General features: G+C 64.5%; 18 protein-coding genes. 13 read left to right on the top strand and 5 right to left on the bottom strand.

What is annotated here, in order from left to right; all coding sequences use genetic code 11:
- The first annotated feature begins 40 nt into the window (after window positions 1-40).
- Window positions 41-517 (top strand): host attachment protein, encoded by a 477-nt coding sequence (locus RBA41_RS25375; RefSeq protein WP_306627009.1) that lies wholly within the window; start codon window positions 41-43, stop codon window positions 515-517.
- A 42-nt stretch (window positions 518-559) separates the two neighbouring features.
- Here RBA41_RS25375 and RBA41_RS25370 read toward each other — a convergent pair whose 3' ends face one another.
- A complete protein-coding gene (locus tag RBA41_RS25370; protein WP_306627061.1) occupies window positions 560-2,719 on the bottom strand; it encodes a phosphocholine-specific phospholipase C in 2,160 nt (719 codons plus the stop codon).
- A 47-nt stretch (window positions 2,720-2,766) separates the two neighbouring features.
- Window positions 2,767-2,988 carry a hypothetical protein gene (locus RBA41_RS25365; RefSeq protein ID WP_306627008.1) on the bottom strand — a complete coding sequence of 74 codons (222 nt, stop codon included), beginning with the start codon at window positions 2,986-2,988 and terminating at the stop codon, window positions 2,767-2,769.
- Between the two features lie 456 nt (window positions 2,989-3,444).
- Here RBA41_RS25365 and RBA41_RS25360 point away from each other — a divergent pair, with 456 nt between their 5' ends.
- From RBA41_RS25360 to RBA41_RS25325, 8 genes are all read left to right on the top strand, one after another.
- Window positions 3,445-5,067, top strand: a complete 1,623-nt coding sequence (locus tag RBA41_RS25360) for a methyl-accepting chemotaxis protein (RefSeq protein ID WP_306627007.1) — start codon at window positions 3,445-3,447, stop codon at window positions 5,065-5,067.
- A 163-nt stretch (window positions 5,068-5,230) separates the two neighbouring features.
- Entirely contained in the window at window positions 5,231-6,235 is a 1,005-nt protein-coding gene (locus RBA41_RS25355; protein WP_306627006.1) for an LLM class flavin-dependent oxidoreductase, read from the top strand.
- A 57-nt stretch (window positions 6,236-6,292) separates the two neighbouring features.
- Window positions 6,293-6,787: a Dps family protein gene (locus RBA41_RS25350; RefSeq protein WP_306627005.1), complete on the top strand. Its 495-nt coding sequence runs from the start codon at window positions 6,293-6,295 to the stop codon at window positions 6,785-6,787.
- A gap of 147 nt (window positions 6,788-6,934) precedes the next feature.
- The gene (locus tag RBA41_RS25345) at window positions 6,935-7,705 is read left to right on the top strand and encodes a ParA family protein (RefSeq protein ID WP_306627004.1); all 771 of its coding nucleotides are present in this window, start codon (window positions 6,935-6,937) and stop codon (window positions 7,703-7,705) included.
- Between the two features lie 75 nt (window positions 7,706-7,780).
- On the top strand, window positions 7,781-8,455 hold the full coding sequence (locus RBA41_RS25340) for a type 1 glutamine amidotransferase domain-containing protein (protein ID WP_306627003.1): 675 nt from the start codon (window positions 7,781-7,783) through the stop codon (window positions 8,453-8,455).
- Between the two features lie 387 nt (window positions 8,456-8,842).
- On the top strand, window positions 8,843-9,280 hold the full coding sequence (locus tag RBA41_RS25335) for an Hsp20/alpha crystallin family protein (protein WP_306627060.1): 438 nt from the start codon (window positions 8,843-8,845) through the stop codon (window positions 9,278-9,280).
- 15 nt (window positions 9,281-9,295) lie between these two features.
- On the top strand, window positions 9,296-10,042 hold the full coding sequence (locus tag RBA41_RS25330) for an Hsp20/alpha crystallin family protein (protein ID WP_306627002.1): 747 nt from the start codon (window positions 9,296-9,298) through the stop codon (window positions 10,040-10,042).
- Between the two features lie 477 nt (window positions 10,043-10,519).
- Window positions 10,520-10,873: a hypothetical protein gene (locus tag RBA41_RS25325; RefSeq protein ID WP_306627001.1), complete on the top strand. Its 354-nt coding sequence runs from the start codon at window positions 10,520-10,522 to the stop codon at window positions 10,871-10,873.
- Between the two features lie 76 nt (window positions 10,874-10,949).
- Here RBA41_RS25325 and RBA41_RS25320 read toward each other — a convergent pair whose 3' ends face one another.
- From RBA41_RS25320 to RBA41_RS25310, 3 genes are read right to left on the bottom strand one after another with little or no spacing between them, the layout of a single operon-like run.
- Entirely contained in the window at window positions 10,950-11,375 is a 426-nt protein-coding gene (locus RBA41_RS25320) for a BLUF domain-containing protein (RefSeq protein ID WP_099874076.1), read from the bottom strand.
- A 19-nt stretch (window positions 11,376-11,394) separates the two neighbouring features.
- Entirely contained in the window at window positions 11,395-12,102 is a 708-nt protein-coding gene (gene folE / locus RBA41_RS25315) for a GTP cyclohydrolase I (RefSeq protein ID WP_054266098.1), read from the bottom strand.
- A 40-nt stretch (window positions 12,103-12,142) separates the two neighbouring features.
- On the bottom strand, window positions 12,143-13,141 hold the full coding sequence (locus tag RBA41_RS25310) for a MerR family transcriptional regulator (protein ID WP_306627000.1): 999 nt from the start codon (window positions 13,139-13,141) through the stop codon (window positions 12,143-12,145).
- 184 nt (window positions 13,142-13,325) lie between these two features.
- Here RBA41_RS25310 and RBA41_RS25305 point away from each other — a divergent pair, with 184 nt between their 5' ends.
- From RBA41_RS25305 to RBA41_RS25290, 4 genes are all read left to right on the top strand, one after another.
- On the top strand, window positions 13,326-13,634 hold the full coding sequence (locus RBA41_RS25305; protein WP_306626999.1) for a PsiF family protein: 309 nt from the start codon (window positions 13,326-13,328) through the stop codon (window positions 13,632-13,634).
- A 210-nt stretch (window positions 13,635-13,844) separates the two neighbouring features.
- Window positions 13,845-16,310, top strand: coding sequence for an EAL domain-containing protein (locus RBA41_RS25300; protein ID WP_306627059.1), 2,466 nt, complete (start codon window positions 13,845-13,847; stop codon window positions 16,308-16,310).
- 172 nt (window positions 16,311-16,482) lie between these two features.
- Window positions 16,483-17,685, top strand: coding sequence for an ammonium transporter (locus RBA41_RS25295; protein WP_306626998.1), 1,203 nt, complete (start codon window positions 16,483-16,485; stop codon window positions 17,683-17,685).
- 103 nt (window positions 17,686-17,788) lie between these two features.
- Complete coding sequence (locus RBA41_RS25290; RefSeq protein WP_099874071.1) at window positions 17,789-18,487, top strand: FadR/GntR family transcriptional regulator; 699 nt, start codon at window positions 17,789-17,791, stop codon at window positions 18,485-18,487.
- Window positions 18,488-18,639 lie beyond the last annotated feature (152 nt).

Here is an 18,639-nt window from a genome sequence, read left to right as displayed (position 1 = left end):
GCACTCCAACATCTTTTATCGTGGTTTGAAAGGAGATGTCATGGAGGCGACCTGGATTGTGGTGGCCAATGCCGGGCGGGCGCGTTTTTTTGCCGGGTCCGGCGACATTGGCGACAATGGCGAGCTGGAAGAAATCAACGATATGGTCAATACGGCGGTACGCCTGCGCACCGCGGACACCGAGCCGGACAGAATCGGCCCGACTTCCGCGACCAAGAGCATCCATAACACCGGCGGCGCCGCGCCCAACAAAAGCTACGAGCCGCCGCAAACGCCCACCGAGCACGAGACCGAACTGTTCGCCCGCAGCATCAACAGCTTCCTGCTGCAGGGCTTGCACGAAAGCCGCTTCCGCCAGCTGGTGCTGGTCGCCTCGCCGCAGTTCCTGGGCGTGCTGCGCAAGCTGCTCGACCCGCAACTGACGCCGCTGCTCAAGTTCGACATCAACAAGGACTACACCCATTTGAACCCGCGGCAGCTGCGCGAGCAATTGCAGGCGCGCGAGCAGGCGCCGTAGCGCCCACGCGGGCAGGCGCGGCATGCGCAGGCCAGTCGCCGATTAATCGCCGGCCAGCGCCAGCCCGCCCATGGCCGGGTCGCTGATCGAATCCTTGCCCGTTTCCACGCGCCCGGCAAAGCGCCGCACGTAACCGGGCAGTTCCGTCACGCGCACGCTGAAGTCGTACCAGTTGCCGCAGTCGCACAGCGGCCAGGCCTGCTCCGACAGCACGCCGGCCGCCACCGTCACGTTCCATGCCGGTGCATCGAGGTAGGCGTTGGCCTTGAGCACGAAGGTGGCCGCCACGTTGCCATTGTTGCGCAATTTGGCCGATACGCTGCCGTTGGCAATGTCGTAGCACACCTGGATTTCCGGCTGCGGCCCGTGGCGCGACGCGGTGCCGCTGAAGTGGCGGTGAAAGCCGTTCGGCCCCAGCACCCACAGGTCGTACATGCCGTGCTGGTCGCCCAGCGCCCACACGCCGTTCAGGTCCTTGTTCGCTTCGACCGTGTAACGGCGCGGCGGCTGGGTCAGGAGATTCTGGTCGTACACATGGAATACCGCAGCCGCCGCGCCCGTATTGGAAAACAGCAGCTCGACCTCGACCTTGTCGGGATGGACCCGCGCACTCACGTGCAGCTCGTACGGCAAGGCGCGCGATGGCCGGGTGCCCGTCGCCTGGGTCGGCAGTTCCGGCAACACCGGCAAGTCCGGGGTCTTGGTGCCGGGCAGCGCGCGGGCGCGGGCGGCCAATGCCTTGGTGTCCGGCAAGGCATTGGCAAAGGCCGCGCCATCCGGGTTCTTGAAGTTGAATGCACTCATCAGGTCGCCGCAGACTGCCCGGCGCCACGGGGTGATGGACGGTTCCATCACCCCGAAACGCGTTTCGATGAACCGGATGACCGAGGTGTGGTCAAACACCTGCGAGTTGACCCAGCCGCCCTTGCTCCATGGCGAAATTACATACATCGGCACGCGCGGGCCCAGGCCGTACGGGCGGTGCATGAGCGCCTGCGCTTCCATCGTTTCGGTGGTGGCGAACTCGTGGTATTCACCCACGGTGCTGACGGTGGAGGCGCCGGCCAGCACGGCTTGCTTCGCATCGCTGTTCCATTGCACGTACGATGGCGCGGCAGGCGGCGGCACGTGGTCGAAAAAGCCATCGTTTTCGTCGAACATCAGGAACAGCACGGTCTTGCTCCAGACCTCGGTGTTCGAGGTCAGCGCATCCAGCACGGCCGCCGTGTACTCGGCGCCCTGCGCCGGGCTCGATGGCCCGGGATGCTCCGAGCCTTCGGCGGTGGCGACGATGAACGACACTTGCGGCAGACGGTTACTCTGCACGTCCAGTTTGAGCTGGTCGAGGTCGCGCGTGCTCATGCCCCGTTCGCGCAGCTGCGGATCGGACCCGGGCACATTGGCAAACGCATCGCGAAAGCGCTTGAAGCCGGCCAGCGGGTTGTCGGTAAAGTTGTCGGCCATGTTCTGGTACACCTGCCAGCGGATGCCGGCCGCCTGCAGCCGTTCCGGGTAGGTGAGCCAGGCGTAGCCGCCGCTCGGATCGTGCTCGACGCTGTCGTAGCTGTTGCCGATCACGGGGCCGTTGCCCTGCTTGAGCGGGTCGTTGGCGCCGGTCCAGGCGAACACCCGGTTCGGGTTGGTGCCGCCCTGGAACGAACTGTGATAGGCGTCGCACACCGTAAACGCGTTGGCCAGCGCGAACTGGAAAGGAATATCGGCTTCCTTGTAATAGCCCATCGAATGGTTTTGCTTGTGCGTCGGCCAGTTGGCCAGGATGCCGTGATTCCATGCGTGCTGCGCGTTCGGCCAGCTGTGCGGCGTGCCGGCCACCCGCATCGTATCGAAGCTTTGCTCGGTATTCAGATGGAAGGGCGCGATCACGCGCGGCGCCGCGGCCACGCTGTCGTTGAGCTGGTACCAGACCCGGTGCTTGCCCATCGCGTTCGAGGCCGGCAGCGGGATCGGGAAGCGGTCGCCGAAACCGCGCACCCCTTTCAGGGTGCCGAAGTAATGGTCGAAGGAACGGTTTTCCTGCATCAGGATCACGATGTGCTCGACATCCCTGATGGTACCGATGCGGTTGTTGGCCGCCACCGCGAGGGCCCTGCTGATCGCGGGCGGAAACATGGAGAGCGCCGCGGCGCTGCCGCCGATGCTGGCGGCCTTGCGCAAGAACGCGCGTCTGCTATTGGGTGTCATCGTCATGGCGGCTCAAGTCTGTCGGGTGGTGCGGGGGAACGCTGCGCTCATGGGGCGCAGCGCATGTTGGCGGACTTGGCGCTGCAGGCGCGCGAGGGGTCGGCGGCGCCAGGCGCGGGCGCCGCTTGCTGCGCCAGCGGCACGGACGGGGACGGGGCCGGGTCGTCGTTGCCGCAGGCGGCCAGGCTGGCGCCCATCAGCGCGGCAAACAGGACGCGCGCAGCCAGCGGCATCGAACGGGGTCTTGGCGTGTAGTACAACATGAGCATGTCTTTCCTGGAAAATCATCTGGGTCACAATCTGTCGGGCGAGCAAGAAAGATAATATTGCCGTAATGTTACGCCAGAGTGAGCTCCGGATGACCTTGCTATTACACATTATTTCCAGATATCCATTTTTCCAGCATGCAGCTTGTTGCTTTTCGGGCAGGCAAGGCCGGTTTTGTCCGGCCTTCCGCAGTCAGTGTTTGACTCTCCAGTTTCCATAACGTAATCTTTCCTGTAAGAATTCACAATCCTGGCGGCGGCGACCATTGCGCTTCCAGGTCGGGCCCGTCATCCGTGGCCGACCTGCCCGGTAGCGACAGCGGGCAAGCAAGCGCAATCTGTCGCCAGCCAGCCTCGGTGGCGTTCCAAAAAAGCACTGATCAACATCAACAAGCGCGGCGCGTGTGCTATCTTTCAATAGACAGACGGGCTCGCAGACTGCACGCAAAGGATGTCGCCATGAGTATTCCCTTTCTTGAATCGATGAGCATCGCCAAAAAGCTCGCCACCCTGATCCTCAGCAGCGTGGTCGGCATCGTGGTGCTGACCGCCCTGTTCCTGGCCTCCGAAAAGCGCCTCATCCTGGAGGAGCGCGAGAACAATGTGCGCCAGGCCGTCGAAACGGCGCACGGCATCATCGCCTACTATCACGGCCTGTCCGACAAGGGCGGCATGCCCAAGGCCGAGGCGCAGAAGCACGCGCTGGCCGCCATCAAGGTGCTGCGCTACAGCAAGACCGAATACTTCTGGGTGCAGGACCAGACGCCGGTGGTGTTGATGCATCCGATCAAGCCGGCGCTCGACAATACCAATGTCAGCGCCAGCAAGGACGCGACCGGCAAGCACCTCTTCGTCGAGTTCGTCGACACGGTCAAGGCCAACGGCGCCGGCTTCGTGTTCTACATGTGGCCCAAGCCGGGCAGCGAACATCCGGTGCAGAAAGTGTCGTACGTGCAGGGCTTCGCGCCCTGGGGCTGGATCGTCGGCTCGGGCGTCTACATCGATACCGTCGACACCACCATCCGCGCGCGCCTGATTTCCTTCTCGCTGGGCGCGCTGGCGCTGGCCGGGATGCTTGCGGGTCTCGGACTGGTGATCGGGCGCGGCCTGCTGCGCCAGCTCGGCGGCGAGCCCGACTATGCGGCCGGCATCGCGCGCAGCATCGCCGAAGGCGACCTGAGCATCAACATCGACCTCAAGCACAATGACACCAGCAGCCTGCTGCACGGCATCCGCACCATGCGCGACGACCTGGCCAAGATCGTGATGCAGGTGCGCATGGGCACCGATACCATCGCCACCGCATCGAGCCAGATCGCGTCCGGCAACCTCGACCTGTCCTCGCGCACCGAGCAGCAAGCCAGTTCGCTCGAAGAAACAGCGGCGTCGATGGAAGAGCTGACCGGCACCGTCAAGCAAAACTCGGACAACGCGCGCCAGGCCAACCAGCTGGCCGCCACCGCGTCCGACGTGGCCATGCAGGGCGGCGCGGTGGTGGCCCAGGTGGTCGACACGATGGCCTCGATCAACGACTCGTCCAGGAAGATCGTCGACATCATCAGCGTCATCGACGGCATCGCCTTCCAGACCAATATCCTGGCGCTGAACGCGGCGGTGGAAGCGGCGCGCGCCGGCGAACAGGGACGCGGTTTTGCCGTGGTCGCCTCGGAAGTACGCAACCTGGCCCAGCGCAGCGCCGCGGCCGCCAAGGAAATCAAGGCCCTGATCGGCGACTCGGTCGAGAAGGTATCGGCCGGCAACAAGCTGGTGGCCGACGCCGGCGGCACCATGGACAATGTGGTGGCCAGCGTGCGCCGCGTGACCGACATCATGGCCGAGATTTCGGCCGCCAGCCACGAGCAGAGCGCCGGCATCGCCCAGGTCAACCAGGCCATCGCCCAGATGGATGCGGCGACCCAGCAGAACGCCGCGCTGGTCGAGGAAGCGGCCGCCGCGGCCGAGAGCATGCAGGACCAGGCCGCGCGCCTGTCGCAGGTGGTGGGCGTGTTCCGCCTCGACGGCATGGGGGGCCAGCGCGGCGCCCTGGCGGCACGCGCGCCGCGGCAGGGACGGCTGGCGTAAGCCGCCGCGCACACCTTGTCAACACAGCGCGCCGGCGCTGTGAATTGCCTGACGGCATGTGGACAAAACGCCTTTTAAACGGCGCACCCGTCCCCATGTGGGTAAGACTGCGCTGCACAATCAGAGGCCGCGCCAGCCCCCTTACCGTCCCAAGGCACTGATGATGATTCCCTTTTCCGTACTCGACCTGTCCCCGATCACCCAAGGCAGCAACGCGCGCGTGTCGTTCCAGAACACGCTCGACCTGGCGCAGCATGCCGAACGCTGGGGCTTTAACCGCTACTGGCTGGCCGAGCACCACGGCATGCCGGGCATCGCCAGCGCGGCCACCGCGGTGCTGCTGGGCTATGTGGCCGGCGGCACCTCAAGCATCCGGGTCGGCGCCGGCGGCGTGATGCTGCCGAACCACTCGCCGCTGGTCATCGCCGAGCAGTTCGGCACGCTCGAGTCGCTCTATCCCGGCCGCATCGACCTGGGCCTGGGGCGCGCTCCCGGTTCCGACCAGGCCACCGCGCGCGCCATGCGCCGCAACCTGCAATCGGACGCCGACGAATTCCCGCAAGATGTGGCCGAGCTGATGGATTACTTTTCCGATGCGTCGCGCCGCCCGGTCATGGCCGTGCCCGGCGCGGGCCTGAAGGTGCCGCTCTGGATCCTCGGTTCGAGCCTGTTCGGGGCCCAGCTGGCCGCCCAGCTGGGCTTGCCGTATGCCTTCGCCTCGCACTTCGCGCCGGCCCAGATGATGCAGGCCGTGGACTTGTACCGCGCCCGTTTCCGTCCGTCGGCCCAGCTCGACAAACCGTACGTAATGCTCGGCTTTAACGTGTTCGCCGCCGATACCGACGAGCAGGCCGCGCTGCTGGCCACCTCGATGCAGCAAGCGTTCGTGAACCTGCGCAGCGGCCGCCCGGGACGCCTGCAGCCGCCCGTGTCCGGCTACCTCGACGCCCTCGGCCCGCAGGAACGCGCCATGCTCGACCAGGTGCTGTCGTGCTCGGCCATCGGATCGCCGCAGACGGTCGCGCGCCAGTTGCAGCAGTTCATCGAGCGCACCGGCGCCGACGAGCTGATGATCACCTCGCAAGTGTTCGACCACCAGGCGCGCCTGCACTCCTACGACATCGTCGGCCAGGTGCATGCCGCCGCCGGCGCGCACGCGATGGCCTGAAATCGCCTATATTCTCAACCGCTTTCCAATCAACGCCTCATACAGGAGCATGTACTTATGAACAGCAAAACCTCGCCCGCCCCCATGGTCGACCTCGGCATTGCCGACGACGACCGCAAACAGATCGTCGAAGGCCTGTCGCGCCTGCTCGCCGACAGCTACACGCTGTACCTGAAGACCCACCAGTACCACTGGAACGTCACCGGTCCCATGTTCCAGACCCTGCACACCATGTTCATGACCCTGTACAACGAGCAGTGGCTGGCGGTCGACCTGATCGCCGAGCGCATCCGCGCGCTGGGCGAACTGGCGCCCGGTTCCTACCAGCAGTTCGCCTCGCTGACCTCGATCACCCCGGCCAGCGGCACGCCCAACGCCAAGGAAATGATCCGCGACCTGATGGAAGGCCAGGCCACCGTGGTGCGCACCGCGCGCGCCCTGTTCAGCGTGGCCGAGAAAGCCAACGACCAGCCTACCTGCGACCTGCTGACCCAGCGCATGCAGACGCACGAAAAGTACGCCTGGATGCTGCGCAGCCTGCTCGAAGACTGATCGCCCGGCGCCGGCCGCCCCTTGTGCCCGGCCGGCGCCTGCCTGCGGCCAAACGTCGCATCAAGCTCACACTTATCCTCCCGTCGCCCCGATGCTGCATCGCAGCATGCTAGTATTGTAAATTAATCACTTCCCCCGGGCCGGCAGATGAAACGTGTGATTTTCAACCAGAAGGGTGGCGTCGGAAAGTCGACGATTGCGGTCAACCTGGCGGCCATCGCGGCCCATCAGGGCAAGAAAACCCTGCTGATCGACATCGATCCGCAGTGCAACGCCAGCCGCTACCTGCTCGGCGCGGCCATGAGCGAAGTAGCGCCGACCATGGGCGCCTACTTCGAGCAGATGCTCAACTTCATCGTCTTTCCCAAGCCGGCCAGCGAGTTCGTGCACCCCACGCCATTCGAGAATCTGTCGATCATGGTGTCGCACCCGGAACTGGGCGACCTGCAGGCCAAGCTCGAATCGCGCCACAAGATCTACAAGCTGCGCGACACCCTGACCGAACTGGCCAGGGACTTCGACGAGATTTTCGTCGACACCCCGCCGGCGTACAATTTCTTCACCCAGTCGGCCCTGATTGCCGCCGACCGCTGCCTGATTCCCTTCGACTGCGACGATTTTTCGCGCCAGGCGCTGTACACCCTGGTGGCCAACGTGGCCGAGATCAAGGCCGACCACAATCCCGCGCTGGAGATCGAAGGCATCGTCGTCAACCAGTTCCAGGCCCGCGCCCGGCTGCCGCAGCGCCTGGTGGACGAACTGGGCGCGGAAGGCTTGCCGGTGCTCGGCAACAAGCTGTCGAGTTCGATCCGCATCCGCGAATCGCACGACCGCAACCTGCCCATGATCCACCTCGACCCGCGCCACAAGCTGAGCCAGGAAATGCTGGCGCTGTATCACGAACTGCAAGCCGCGTAAGGCCTGCTGGACGACGCGGGAACGGCATCTGTGCCAAACTGCCAGGATTGTTTCTTTCCCAACCCTGGAGTCCGCATGAATGTATTGATGGTATTGACCTCGCACGATCAACTGGGCGACACCGGTCACAAAACCGGCTTCTGGCTCGAGGAATTCGCGGCACCGTACTACGTACTCAAAGACAAGGGCGTCAACGTGGTGCTGGCCTCGCCGGCCGGCGGCCAGCCGCCGCTCGACCCCAAGAGCGACGCACCCGATGCGCAGACCGACGCCACGCGCCGCTTCAAGCAAGACCCGGCCGCGCAGGCAACCCTGGCCGCCACGCACAAGCTGGCGGATATGAAGGCCGCCGAGTTCGACGCCGTGTTCTATCCGGGCGGCCACGGCCCCCTGTGGGACCTGGCCGAAGACAAGCATTCGATCAGCCTGATCGAAACCATGATCGCCGCCGGCAAGCCGGTAGCCGCCGTTTGCCACGCGCCGGGCGTGCTGCGCCATGTCAAGGGTGCGGATGGCAAGCCGCTGGTCGCCGGCAAGCGCGTCACCGGCTTCACCAACACCGAGGAAGAAGCGGTTGGCCTGACCAAGGTGGTGCCGTTCCTGGTCGAAGACATGCTCAAGGAACACGGCGGCATCTATTCCAAGGGGCCTGACTGGGCGTCGTACGTGCTCACCGACGGCTTGCTGATCACGGGCCAGAATCCGGCGTCGTCGGAAGCGGGCGCCGAAGCGCTGCTCAAACTGCTATAAAGTCATCGAGCCTTCCGCGTGGGACCGCCGCGGCAAAGGCTGAGGTACCGAACCGGCATCACCCGGGCGGTCAGTCGCAGCCGTGCCGGCGCGATGTCGTCGCCGCACACATTCGCCACACCTTCTTACACGCGGACAATCGCGGCATCGATCTCGCGCAGCTGGGCCTGTTCGTGTTTCCTTCCTTTGGTCGTCGGCAAGCGGCCTCATTCCCTGATCCCCTTATCCGATAGCCACGCAATGCGGGCAGTGCGGCCGACGGTTCGCACGCATGTTTGATCAAGCGCAAACGCGCGCAGCCGGACGGCGCGCCAACGCCATGCGCGCGAACCTCGCCCGTGGTGCAAGGTCAAACTCGCATTACCTAAACGGGAGAGCACCATGATGATGTATCGATCCATGTTTCCTGGCGATGTATTCGCCGAGATGGACCGCATTCAGCGGGAAATCCAGCAAGCCTTCGACCTCGGGCCCAGCATCCGCGGCCTGGGCCGTGGCGGCTTCCCTGCGCTGAACGTCGGCAGCACGCCGCACAGTGTCGAAATGTACGCCTTCGTGCCGGGGCTCGACCCCTCATCGATCGAGGTGCAGCTCGAACAGGGGGTGCTGACCATCGCCGGCGAGCGGGCCGACGATTTGTCGAGTGCGCAGCAACAAGCCACGGTACAGATTAACGAGCGCTTCGCGGGCCGTTTCAAGCGTGTAGTCAGCCTGCCTGACGACATCGACCCCGAATCGGTATCGGCGCACTATCGCGACGGCGTCCTGCACGTCACCGTGGCACGGCGCCAGGCGACCCAGCCACGCCGCATTTCAGTTCATTGACCAGGAGAGCGCACCATGACGACCAACGAGAACGAACACAGCGGCGCGGCAGGTACTGCCGGCCAGGCAGGCAATCCACCAGCCATGGGTGATCCGGCCGACGCAAGTATCGCCGGCAGTGCGGGCAACATCGGCAATGTCGGAACTGGCGGCGCTGGCGGTAGCGGGAGCACGGGCCAGGCTGCCGAAGGCGGCACCAGCGGGGCGGGCAGCGAGGCAGGCGGCGACATGAGCGCATCGGGCGCAGGCAGCAGCGCCGATGCCATCAGCGGGACCGGAGGTTCCGCCGGCGCTGACAGCAGCCAGGGCAGTGCGGAGATGGGCGATAGCGCCGGCGCCGGCCAGGGCAGCGCGGCAGCGGACGGTGGCCCCGGCGCGATGACCCCAACCTCCTCCAGCGACCAGGCCACCGGCACTTCCGTCGCCCGCACCGGTATTCTGATACCGCCAGTGGACGTGATTGAAGACGCCAACGGCATCACCCTGCTGGCCGACCTGCCCGGCGTCTCCAGGGACAAGCTCGATCTGCGCCTCGAAACGAACAGCCTCACCATCAACGGCGCGGTATCGCTCGATGTTCCGCAAGGGATGGAATCGCGCTACGCCGAGGTCAAGCACCTGCAATACCAGCGCACCTTCGCCCTGTCCAGGGAACTCGATGGCGAGCAGGCGAGCGCGGAACTGACGCACGGGGTACTCAAAATCCGCATTCCCAAAACGGCGCACGCCCAGCCGCGCAGGGTCCAGATCAACGTCGCGTAACGTACGCAGACGACAGTACCGGCGCTACGAAGCCTGCGATGCGCGCTGGCTTCGTCGCGCCGGTGCCGCGGGCACGGGCCGCTCGGAAAAATAAGGCGCATGGGACTCGCTGGGAGGACGACTCGGATCAGATCGGAGCAGCGCCTGCCCGTCCCGTTCCGTGTGCGCTTGACCTCATTGAGCGCTGTCACAATGGTCGCCGACGGATCGACGCCGCACTCATGTATTTTCCGACCACAAACCTGCCCGCCGGTGCATGGCCGCAGCATCGGTGTAATCAAAAAATAACAAACAATCTGGTTTGTTGCGCGCTTGCATCGTCATGCAAAAGGAATTTCACATGCCGCAATTTGATACTCTTGAGCATGATATATTTCACTCAGATCGACGCCCGGCACAGGTCAGCCCCCATCTGTCGGCGGCGCCCGCACAGTGGCGGGACGATCGGTCAAACCGAATTTATCGAAAGAGACACTCATGAAAATCAAGATGCTCGTAATCGCAACTGCGTTCCTTGGCAATGCAGCTTTTGCCGGTGATGCCGACTTCACGCTGGTCAACAAGACCGGCTATCCGATCCGCTCGGTCCATATCGCTCCAGCCAAAAGCAAAACCTGGGGTAACGACCGTCTGGGCGAGGGTATTTTGGCACCCAACAAGGCGCGCCTGATCAAGTTTTCGAACAAAGCCCAGTGCCTGCAAAGCCTGAACGTCACGTTCGACGACGATGGTTCGGAAGTCGAGTGGGACGACTTCAATCTGTGCGAGCTGAACAAGATCACGCTCAAATACAACCGCAAGACCGGCGACGTGTCCGCGGACGAAGAATAAGCCCTGCTTTTCTCCAGCAGCGCCATTGCGCCGCACTGCTGCCGGCGCGGCCATCCGGCCGCTGTGCGGCCTTGCCCTACGGGTGGCCGACCACCGACGCGCTGGCCATCAGTTCGTCGATCAGCGCCAGCGAATTCTTTCCTGACATGGCATGCGGGTTCAGTCCCGGCAAGTCGGAAAAACGCAGCAAGGTCGACGGATTGATGCGCGCCAGGTTCGCCTTGCCCATGGTCCAGCCGGCATACCGGCGCTCGTTGATTTCCTCATAGTGCAGCAACACCACATCGGTGTGGCGCGTATCGCGCACGATCTTCGCGTACAGCGCGTTGATCGCCTCGCGCCCGCCTTCGAGCACTTGCATGTAGACATGCTCGCTGTGGCACAGGATGCCGGTGATGCCCTGGGCGGGATTGTGCGCGTGCGACTGGCACATGATGTCGTGGATCGTATCGGGCTGCGGCGCAGCAATTGCGCGGCTGGCGTACAGGAGGCGGACGAGCATGGTGTGATTCTCCGAAAGATCAGCGTTTAATCAGGGACAAAAACTCGCGCCGCAGCGCCGGATCCTTCAAAAACGACCCGTGCATGACGCTGTTGATCATTTTCGCATCCATATCCTTCACGCCGCGCCACTGCATGCAAAAATGGTCCGCTTCCATGACCACGGCCAAGCCGTCCGGCTGCATCTTTTCCTGCAACAGGTCGGCCAGCTGCACCACCGCCTCTTCCTGGATTTGCGGACGGCTCATGATCCAGTTGGCGATGCGCGCGTACTTCGACAAGCCGATCAGCGCCGAATGCTCGTTCGGCATCACGCCGATCCAGACCTTGCCGATCACCGGGCACAGGTGGTGCGAACAGGCGCTGCGCACCGTGATCGGGCCGATGATCATCAGCTCGTTCAAGTGCGAGGCGTTGGGAAATTCGGTGACTGGCGGCATCGGCACATAACGGCCGCCGAAGACTTCGTTGATGAACATCTTGGCCACGCGGCGCCCGGTATCCTGGGTGTTGTGGTCGCTGACGGTATCGATCACCAGGCTTTCGAGCACGCCTTGCAGCTTGGCGCTGACTTCGTCGAGCAGCTCGTCGAGTTCGCCCGGCTCGATGAAACGCGCGATATTGTCATTGGCGTGGAAGCGCGTCTTGCTGGCGACCAGGCGCTCGCGGATGCGCTCCGACACCGTCACGGTGCTCGGTTGGTATTCGGTAGTCAATCCGTTCGACATGCTCAGTTCCTGTGAAAGATGATAAAAATGGCGGTCCGGCTCAGGCCAGGCCATCCGGCAGCGGCAAGCCTTCGGCCCGCGCCAGCCGTTCCAGTGCGTTTTCCAGCAGGGTGCGCGCCTGCGCCGCCGCCTGGCCCAACTCCTGGTGCAGGGCGGCGTCGCCCGGATTGCGCGATCCGCACTGCACGCTGTAGCGCTCAAAACTGCCGATCATCATCAGGATATCGGCAAGATGGCGCGGGCACTCGCACATCACGCTATTGCTGGCCGCCGCCAGGGCCGCGAGGGCCTGGTCGTCCAGCCGGCGCGGCGCCACCGTGTCGGCGGGACGCGGCGCCGGCGCACGGGCCGGTGCGGCCACCTGCGCGCGCCGCGCCGGAAACGCCACCTGGCACAGCAATGCCACCTCGGCCATGTCGGACGGCGCGCGCGCCACCAGGCAGCCGAGGGCGCGCAGATGGCGGATCGTGGCGCTGGCGCAAAAACGGTACAGCACCACCACCGCCGGCGTGCCGCACGCCAGGCGCGCGGCGGCCACCTGCGGCAGGGCCGAATCGTCCAGTTCGGATAATTCGATCAGCAGCACATCGGCATCCACGCCGCGCAAGGCGGTGCCCGCCTCGTCGAGGCGGGCGCAGGACTGGCGCACGTCGAGCGCGAGCCGGTCGCGTCCAGCGGCCGTCAACTGGCGCGCCAGCCCGGCGCCCACCACCGCCACCCGGATCGGGCCGCTGGCGCCGGTGTCGGGTGCCAGCGGCTCGGCCAGATGCTGGAGCTGGTCGAGCGGCAAGCGGGCCATGGCGCCGATGGGATGGCCCTGGTCGACCAGCTGCTTGATCAGGCTCAGGCGGCGCACCTGGGCACTCGAATACAAACGCTGCCCGCGCGCCGAACGTTGCGGTTCGGAGACGCCATAACGGCGCTCCCACACCCGCAAGGTTTCGACGGGCAAGCCCGCCAGACGCGCGGCCACGCCGCTGCGGTAGGCGCCCGTATCGTCGGAGCGCACCGTATCGTGATCGGCAGAAAGTTCATTCATGGCGTCATCCTTCGTATTGAACCGCTTATGAACCGTGAAAAATCAATTATACCGCTTCAAATCATGGACAGTTGGAAGTGCCCCAAAAAGCGCGGGCGCCAAGAAAAAGTGGTGACGGCGGCAACATCTGACGTATATTTGCTCTGTTGCACGCCAGAATAATCCAACGACCGAGGACGAACCGATGAAAAACATGTTGATGACCTGCGCCCTGCTGGCGTTCACCAGTGCCGCCTTCGCCGCGGCCGAGGCAGCGGCGCCGGCGGCCAAGTCGGCCCAGCAGAACAAGATGGTGACCTGCAACGCCGACGCCAGCGGCAAGAAAGGCGACGAGCGCAAAGCCTTCATGAAAGACTGCCTGAGCGCCAAACCAGCGGCCCCGACCGCCACGCCCCAGCAAAACAAGATGAAGACCTGCAACGCCGACGCCGCCGGCAAAAAAGGCGACGAGCGCAAAGCCTTCATGAAAACCTGCCTCAGCGCCCCGAAATAAGCCCCAACCAACCCGGTGCCGGACACCGGGTAACACGATGGCGCCTGCCGCTGCCCTGCGGCTGCGCCGTCGATCGTCCCGCGGCCGCCAGCGCCGCCGGGGCAAAATAATTTGACACAAGACCGCACTTTCTTGAAGCACGACTGTCTTACACGACTGGCGGATGCGGGACGAACTCCGCCTCCTCTGCCGCAAGGAGCCCGTGTGACAATGCTAGCCGCCTTACCCGACTCCATCCCCGAGGTCACGATCGATGCTTTGCTGGAGCATATCGTCCTGATCGACCAGCGCGGCACGATTCTGTCGGCCAACAAGGCGTGGCGTGAATTTGCCCTCGCCAATGGCGGCGACCCATCCCGGGTCTGCGAGAGCATCAACTACCTCGACGTGTGCGACCGCGCGGCCTCGTCCGGCTGCCGCGACGCCACCCAGGTCGGCGTCCTGGTACGCGACGTGTTGACCGGGCGGCGCCGCAGCGCCACCTTCGACTATCCCTGCGACGCGCCCGGCCAGCAGCGCTGGTTCTCGCTCAAGATCACCGCGCTCGACCATGCCGGCGTGCCGGCCGTGGTGCTGGTGCATGACAATATCACCGAGCTCAAAAACTGCGAGCGCCAGATCCAGTTCCAGGCCAGCCTGCTGGCTTCGGTCGAGCAAGCCGTCATCGCCACCGATGTGGGCGGCACCATCCTGTACTGGAACCCCTTTGCCGAAAAACTCTACGGCTGGTCGGCCGCCGAAGCGCTGGGACGCAACATCATCGAGCTGGTCCCGGCCGACAACTCCGCCGAACGGGCCGCCCAGATCATGGCGCGGCTGCAGGCCGGCTGCAGCTGGTCGGGCGAATTCCTGGTGCGCCACCGTAACGGCAGGACCTTCCCCATGCACGTGACCGATTCGCCGATCCGCGACGAGCAGGGCCGCCTGGTCGGCGTGATCGGCATTTCCACCGACATCAGCGAATGGAAAAAGACCGAGCGCGCCCTGAACCTGTCGGCCATGGTGTACGAGGCGATCGGCGAAGCGATCATGATCACCGAGCCCAACGGCCGCATCGTCGCCGTCAATCCGGCTTTTATCCGCCTCAGCGGCTACACCGAACAGGAACTGATCGGCCAGCCGGCCAGCATGCTGCTGGCCGGCGTGCTGGGCCAGGCCCACAACTGCGAACTGCTGCGGCGCCTGGAAAAGGCCGGTCATGCGCAGGGCAAGGTGTGGGCGCGCCACAAGAACGGCGACGAGTGCGCCGAATGGCTGCGCGTCGACACCATTTACGACGAGCGCGGCCAGGTCAAGTTCCGCGTGAATATGTTTTCCGGCATCACCGACCAGAAGCTGGCGGAAGACACCATCTGGCGCCAGGCCAATTTCGACTTTCTCACCGGCCTGCCCAACCGCAGCATGTTCCATGACCGCCTCGAACACGAGCTGCGCAAATCGCGCCGCTCCGGCCTGCCGCTGGCGCTGATGTTCATCGATATCGATCATTTCAAGGAAGTCAACGATACCCTCGGCCACGATACCGGCGACAAGCTGCTGCGCGAAGTGGCCGCGCGCCTGTCGGCCTGCATCCGCCAGGCCGACACCGTGGCGCGCCTGGGCGGCGACGAATTCACCGTCATCCTCGGCGAGCTCGACGACCTCGACAGCGTCGAGCGGGTCGCCCACGCCATGCTCGCCGCGCTGGCCGAACCGTTCGCCATCAAGTCCGAAACGCTGTACCTGTCCGGCAGCATCGGCATCACCCTGTTCCCGCACGACGCCACCGACGTCGACACCCTGCTCAAGAACGCCGACCAGGCCATGTACGCCGCCAAGAACCGCGGACGCAACCAGTTCGGCTACTTCATGCAATCGATGCAGCGCGCCGCGCAGAAAAAGATGCGCACCCTGAGCGACCTGCGCGCCGCGCTCGCGCTCGACCAGCTGCGGGTGCTGTACCAGCCCATCGTCGAGCTGGCGAGCGGGCGCATCCGCAAGGCCGAAGCCCTGCTGCGCTGGGAGCATCCGCTGCGCGGCCCGGTCAGCCCGGCCGAATTCATCCCGCTGGCCGAGGAATCGGGCTTGATCATCAGCATCGGCGACTGGGTGTTCCAGCAAGCGTTCCACCAGGCCATGCGCTGGCGCGGCAGCATCGACCCCGAATTCCAGATCAGCGTCAACATGTCGCCGGCCCAGTTCCGGCGCCACTCGCCCGGCGCCAGCCACGCCTGCCATCCGCCGCACGTGCGTGCCCATCCGGTGCTGGGGCGCTATGTCGGCACCGAAATCGTGGTCGAAATCACCGAAGGCATGCTCATGGAATCGACCCACAACATTCGCGAACAGCTGCTCTCGTTTCGCGAAAGCGGCATCCAGATGTCGATCGACGACTTCGGCACCGGCTATTCCTCGCTGTCCTACCTGAAAAAATTCCACATCGATTACCTCAAGATCGACCAGTCCTTCGTCCTCAAGATGGTGGCCGGCTCGGACGACCTGGCCTTGTGCGAAGCCATCGTCGTCATGGGCCACAAGCTCGGCATCAAGGTCATTGCCGAAGGCGTCGAAACGCAGGAACAACGCGACCTGCTGACCGCCGCCGGCTGCGATTTCGGCCAGGGCTACCTGTTTTCGCGGCCGCTGACCGCGCCCCAGTTCGATATTTTGCTGCGCAGCCACAATCACTGCGCCTGAACGCTGCACCAAAACGGATGCGCCGCCGTGGTGCGCGCGCACCGGCGCCAGCCGCCGGGTGCGCGTATTTCCCTGTCAAATCAAGCGCTTGCGGTGCCGCACCAAAATGGAACGATTATTGCTTTCTTTAAAGGCAGCAGCACTTCCATGCACCTTTATCGGGAATCGTCCAATGAACGGAACCAACCACGCCGCCGACGCGCTTTTCATCTTGCTCGGCGCCATCATGATCCTGGCGATGCACGCCGGCTTTGCCTTCCTGGAACTGGGGACGGTCAGGAAAAAGAACCAGGTCAACGCCCTGGTCAAGATCCTGGCCGACTTCGCCGTTTCCACGATTGCCTATTTTTTCATCGGCTACGGCATTTCCTACGGCGTCGACTTCTTCGCCAGCGCCGACGTGCTGGCGGCGCGCAACGGCTACGAACTGGTCAAATTCTTCTTTCTGCTGACCTTCGCCGCCGCCATTCCCGCCATCATCTCGGGCGGCATCGCCGAGCGCGCCAGGTTTTATCCCCAGCTGATCGCCACCGCCTTGCTGGTCGGCTTCATCTACCCCCTGTTCGAAGGCATTGCCTGGAACCAGCGCTTCGGCATCCAGGCCTGGCTCAAGCTGGCCTTCGGCGCCGAGTTCCACGACTTCGCCGGGTCGGTCGTGGTGCACGCCGTGGGCGGCTGGATCGCCCTGCCCGCCGTGCTGCTGCTCGGTGCGCGGCGCGGACGTTACGGGCGCAACGGCGCCATTGCCGCCCACCCGCCGTCCTCGATTCCCTTCCTGGCGCTCGGCGCCTGGATTCTGGCGGTGGGCTGGTTCGGCTTTAACGTCATGAGCGCGCAAACGCTCGACAAGATGAACGGCCTGGTCGCCGTCAACTCGCTCATGGCCATGGTCGGCGGCACCCTGGCCGCGCTGGTGCTCGGCAAGAACGATCCGGGCTTCACCTACAACGGCCCGCTGGCCGGACTGGTGGCCGTGTGCGCCGGCTCGGACCTGATGCATCCGCTCGGCGCACTGGCCACCGGCGCCATCGCCGGGGCGATTTTCGTGGCCATGTTCACCCTCACCCAGAACCGCTGGAAGATCGACGACGTGCTCGGCGTGTGGCCGCTGCACGGCCTGTGCGGCACCTGGGGCGGCATCGCCGCCGGCATCTTCGGCCTCACAAGCCTGGGCGGCATCGGCGGCGTGTCGTTCGCCTCGCAGCTGGTGGGCACCGTGCTGGGCGTGGCCATCGCGCTGGCCGGCGGCTACCTGGTGTATGGGGTGCTGAAAAAGGCCATGGGCTTGCGCCTCGACCCCGAGCAGGAATTCCAGGGCGCCGATTTGTCGATCCACCACATCTCATCGACCCCGGAGCGCGAATCGAGCTGGTAGCGCGCACATGGGGGGAGAGCCTTGCAACATTAGCCATAGCAAACTAAAATCAGGCGAGCATGCGAACACCCTCCCTCACGCCTTACCCCGGACCCAGCAATCAATGAAGAAACCCTCTGCGCCGCAAGAATCGAACTCGGCTGAGCCGCGCCTGTACCGTGTGGTGGCCACCCGGATTCAAGAACTCATTCGCGACGAGAGCATCAAGGCCGGCGAGCGCCTGCCGGCCGAGCGCGACCTGGCTGCCAAGCTGAGCGTGAGCCGGGCGTCGCTGCGCGAAGCGCTGATCGTGCTCGAACTGAGCGGCATCGTGGAAGTGCGCGGCGGCTCCGGCGTGTATGTGAGCGAGCAGGCCACCGCGCAGGCCGACGTGCCCGAGGTGGGGCCGGGTCCGTTCGAGGTGCTGGCCGCGCGCCGCATGATCGAGTCCGAAGTGGCGGCGCTGGCGGCCAAGATGGCCACCGATTCGGCCATCGACGCGATTCTGACGGCGGTGCTGGAGATGGAGCACCACCATGAAGACCGGGCCAGCAACGAGCAGGCCGACCGCAATTTCCATCTGGCGATTGCGCGCGCCACGGGAAACACGGCGCTGGTGGGCGTGGTCGATTACTTGTGGAACCAGCGCGGCAGTTTGTGGCACAAGCTCAAGGAGCATTTCCAGACCGAGGATTTGCGCGTGACCACCTTGACCGATCACCGCAAGATTCTGGAAGCGATTGCTTCCCATGATGTGGCTGGCGCCCGCCAGGCCATGCGCGCGCACCTGGAACGGGTGACGCGCACGTTCTCGCGCGGGTAAACCGCCGGGGCGTTGTTTTTCCACTCGTACTCCGAGAGTACCACCACACCTTTTTCTTTCCACCCCACCTCGTCGTTTCCGCCATTGGTGGAACGACAGGATATTGGCAAGTCCACCTTGATTAATTGGTCAGGCCAAACTAGAATTGGTCT

This window comes from Massilia scottii, from assembly GCF_030846495.1.
GTDB lineage: Bacteria > Pseudomonadota > Gammaproteobacteria > Burkholderiales > Burkholderiaceae_D > Telluria_A > Telluria_A violaceinigra.
This window is presented reverse-complemented; position numbering and strand designations above follow the sequence as displayed.

Excerpts from the sequence above, each read along its gene's own strand:
- RBA41_RS25375 (WP_306627009.1), top strand. The coding sequence starts at position 41 with ATGGAGGCGACCTGGATTGTGGTGGCCAATGCCGGGCGGGCGCGTTTT.
- RBA41_RS25370 (WP_306627061.1), bottom strand. The coding sequence starts at position 2,719 with ATGACACCCAATAGCAGACGCGCGTTCTTGCGCAAGGCCGCCAGCATC.
- RBA41_RS25365 (WP_306627008.1), bottom strand. The coding sequence starts at position 2,988 with ATGCTCATGTTGTACTACACGCCAAGACCCCGTTCGATGCCGCTGGCT.
- RBA41_RS25360 (WP_306627007.1), top strand. The coding sequence starts at position 3,445 with ATGAGTATTCCCTTTCTTGAATCGATGAGCATCGCCAAAAAGCTCGCC.
- RBA41_RS25355 (WP_306627006.1), top strand. The coding sequence starts at position 5,231 with ATGATTCCCTTTTCCGTACTCGACCTGTCCCCGATCACCCAAGGCAGC.
- RBA41_RS25350 (WP_306627005.1), top strand. The coding sequence starts at position 6,293 with ATGAACAGCAAAACCTCGCCCGCCCCCATGGTCGACCTCGGCATTGCC.
- RBA41_RS25345 (WP_306627004.1), top strand. The coding sequence starts at position 6,935 with ATGAAACGTGTGATTTTCAACCAGAAGGGTGGCGTCGGAAAGTCGACG.
- RBA41_RS25340 (WP_306627003.1), top strand. The coding sequence starts at position 7,781 with ATGAATGTATTGATGGTATTGACCTCGCACGATCAACTGGGCGACACC.
- RBA41_RS25335 (WP_306627060.1), top strand. The coding sequence starts at position 8,843 with ATGTATCGATCCATGTTTCCTGGCGATGTATTCGCCGAGATGGACCGC.
- RBA41_RS25330 (WP_306627002.1), top strand. The coding sequence starts at position 9,296 with ATGACGACCAACGAGAACGAACACAGCGGCGCGGCAGGTACTGCCGGC.
- RBA41_RS25325 (WP_306627001.1), top strand. The coding sequence starts at position 10,520 with ATGAAAATCAAGATGCTCGTAATCGCAACTGCGTTCCTTGGCAATGCA.
- RBA41_RS25320 (WP_099874076.1), bottom strand. The coding sequence starts at position 11,375 with ATGCTCGTCCGCCTCCTGTACGCCAGCCGCGCAATTGCTGCGCCGCAG.
- folE (WP_054266098.1), bottom strand. The coding sequence starts at position 12,102 with ATGTCGAACGGATTGACTACCGAATACCAACCGAGCACCGTGACGGTG.
- RBA41_RS25310 (WP_306627000.1), bottom strand. The coding sequence starts at position 13,141 with ATGAATGAACTTTCTGCCGATCACGATACGGTGCGCTCCGACGATACG.
- RBA41_RS25305 (WP_306626999.1), top strand. The coding sequence starts at position 13,326 with ATGAAAAACATGTTGATGACCTGCGCCCTGCTGGCGTTCACCAGTGCC.
- RBA41_RS25300 (WP_306627059.1), top strand. The coding sequence starts at position 13,845 with ATGCTAGCCGCCTTACCCGACTCCATCCCCGAGGTCACGATCGATGCT.
- RBA41_RS25295 (WP_306626998.1), top strand. The coding sequence starts at position 16,483 with ATGAACGGAACCAACCACGCCGCCGACGCGCTTTTCATCTTGCTCGGC.
- RBA41_RS25290 (WP_099874071.1), top strand. The coding sequence starts at position 17,789 with ATGAAGAAACCCTCTGCGCCGCAAGAATCGAACTCGGCTGAGCCGCGC.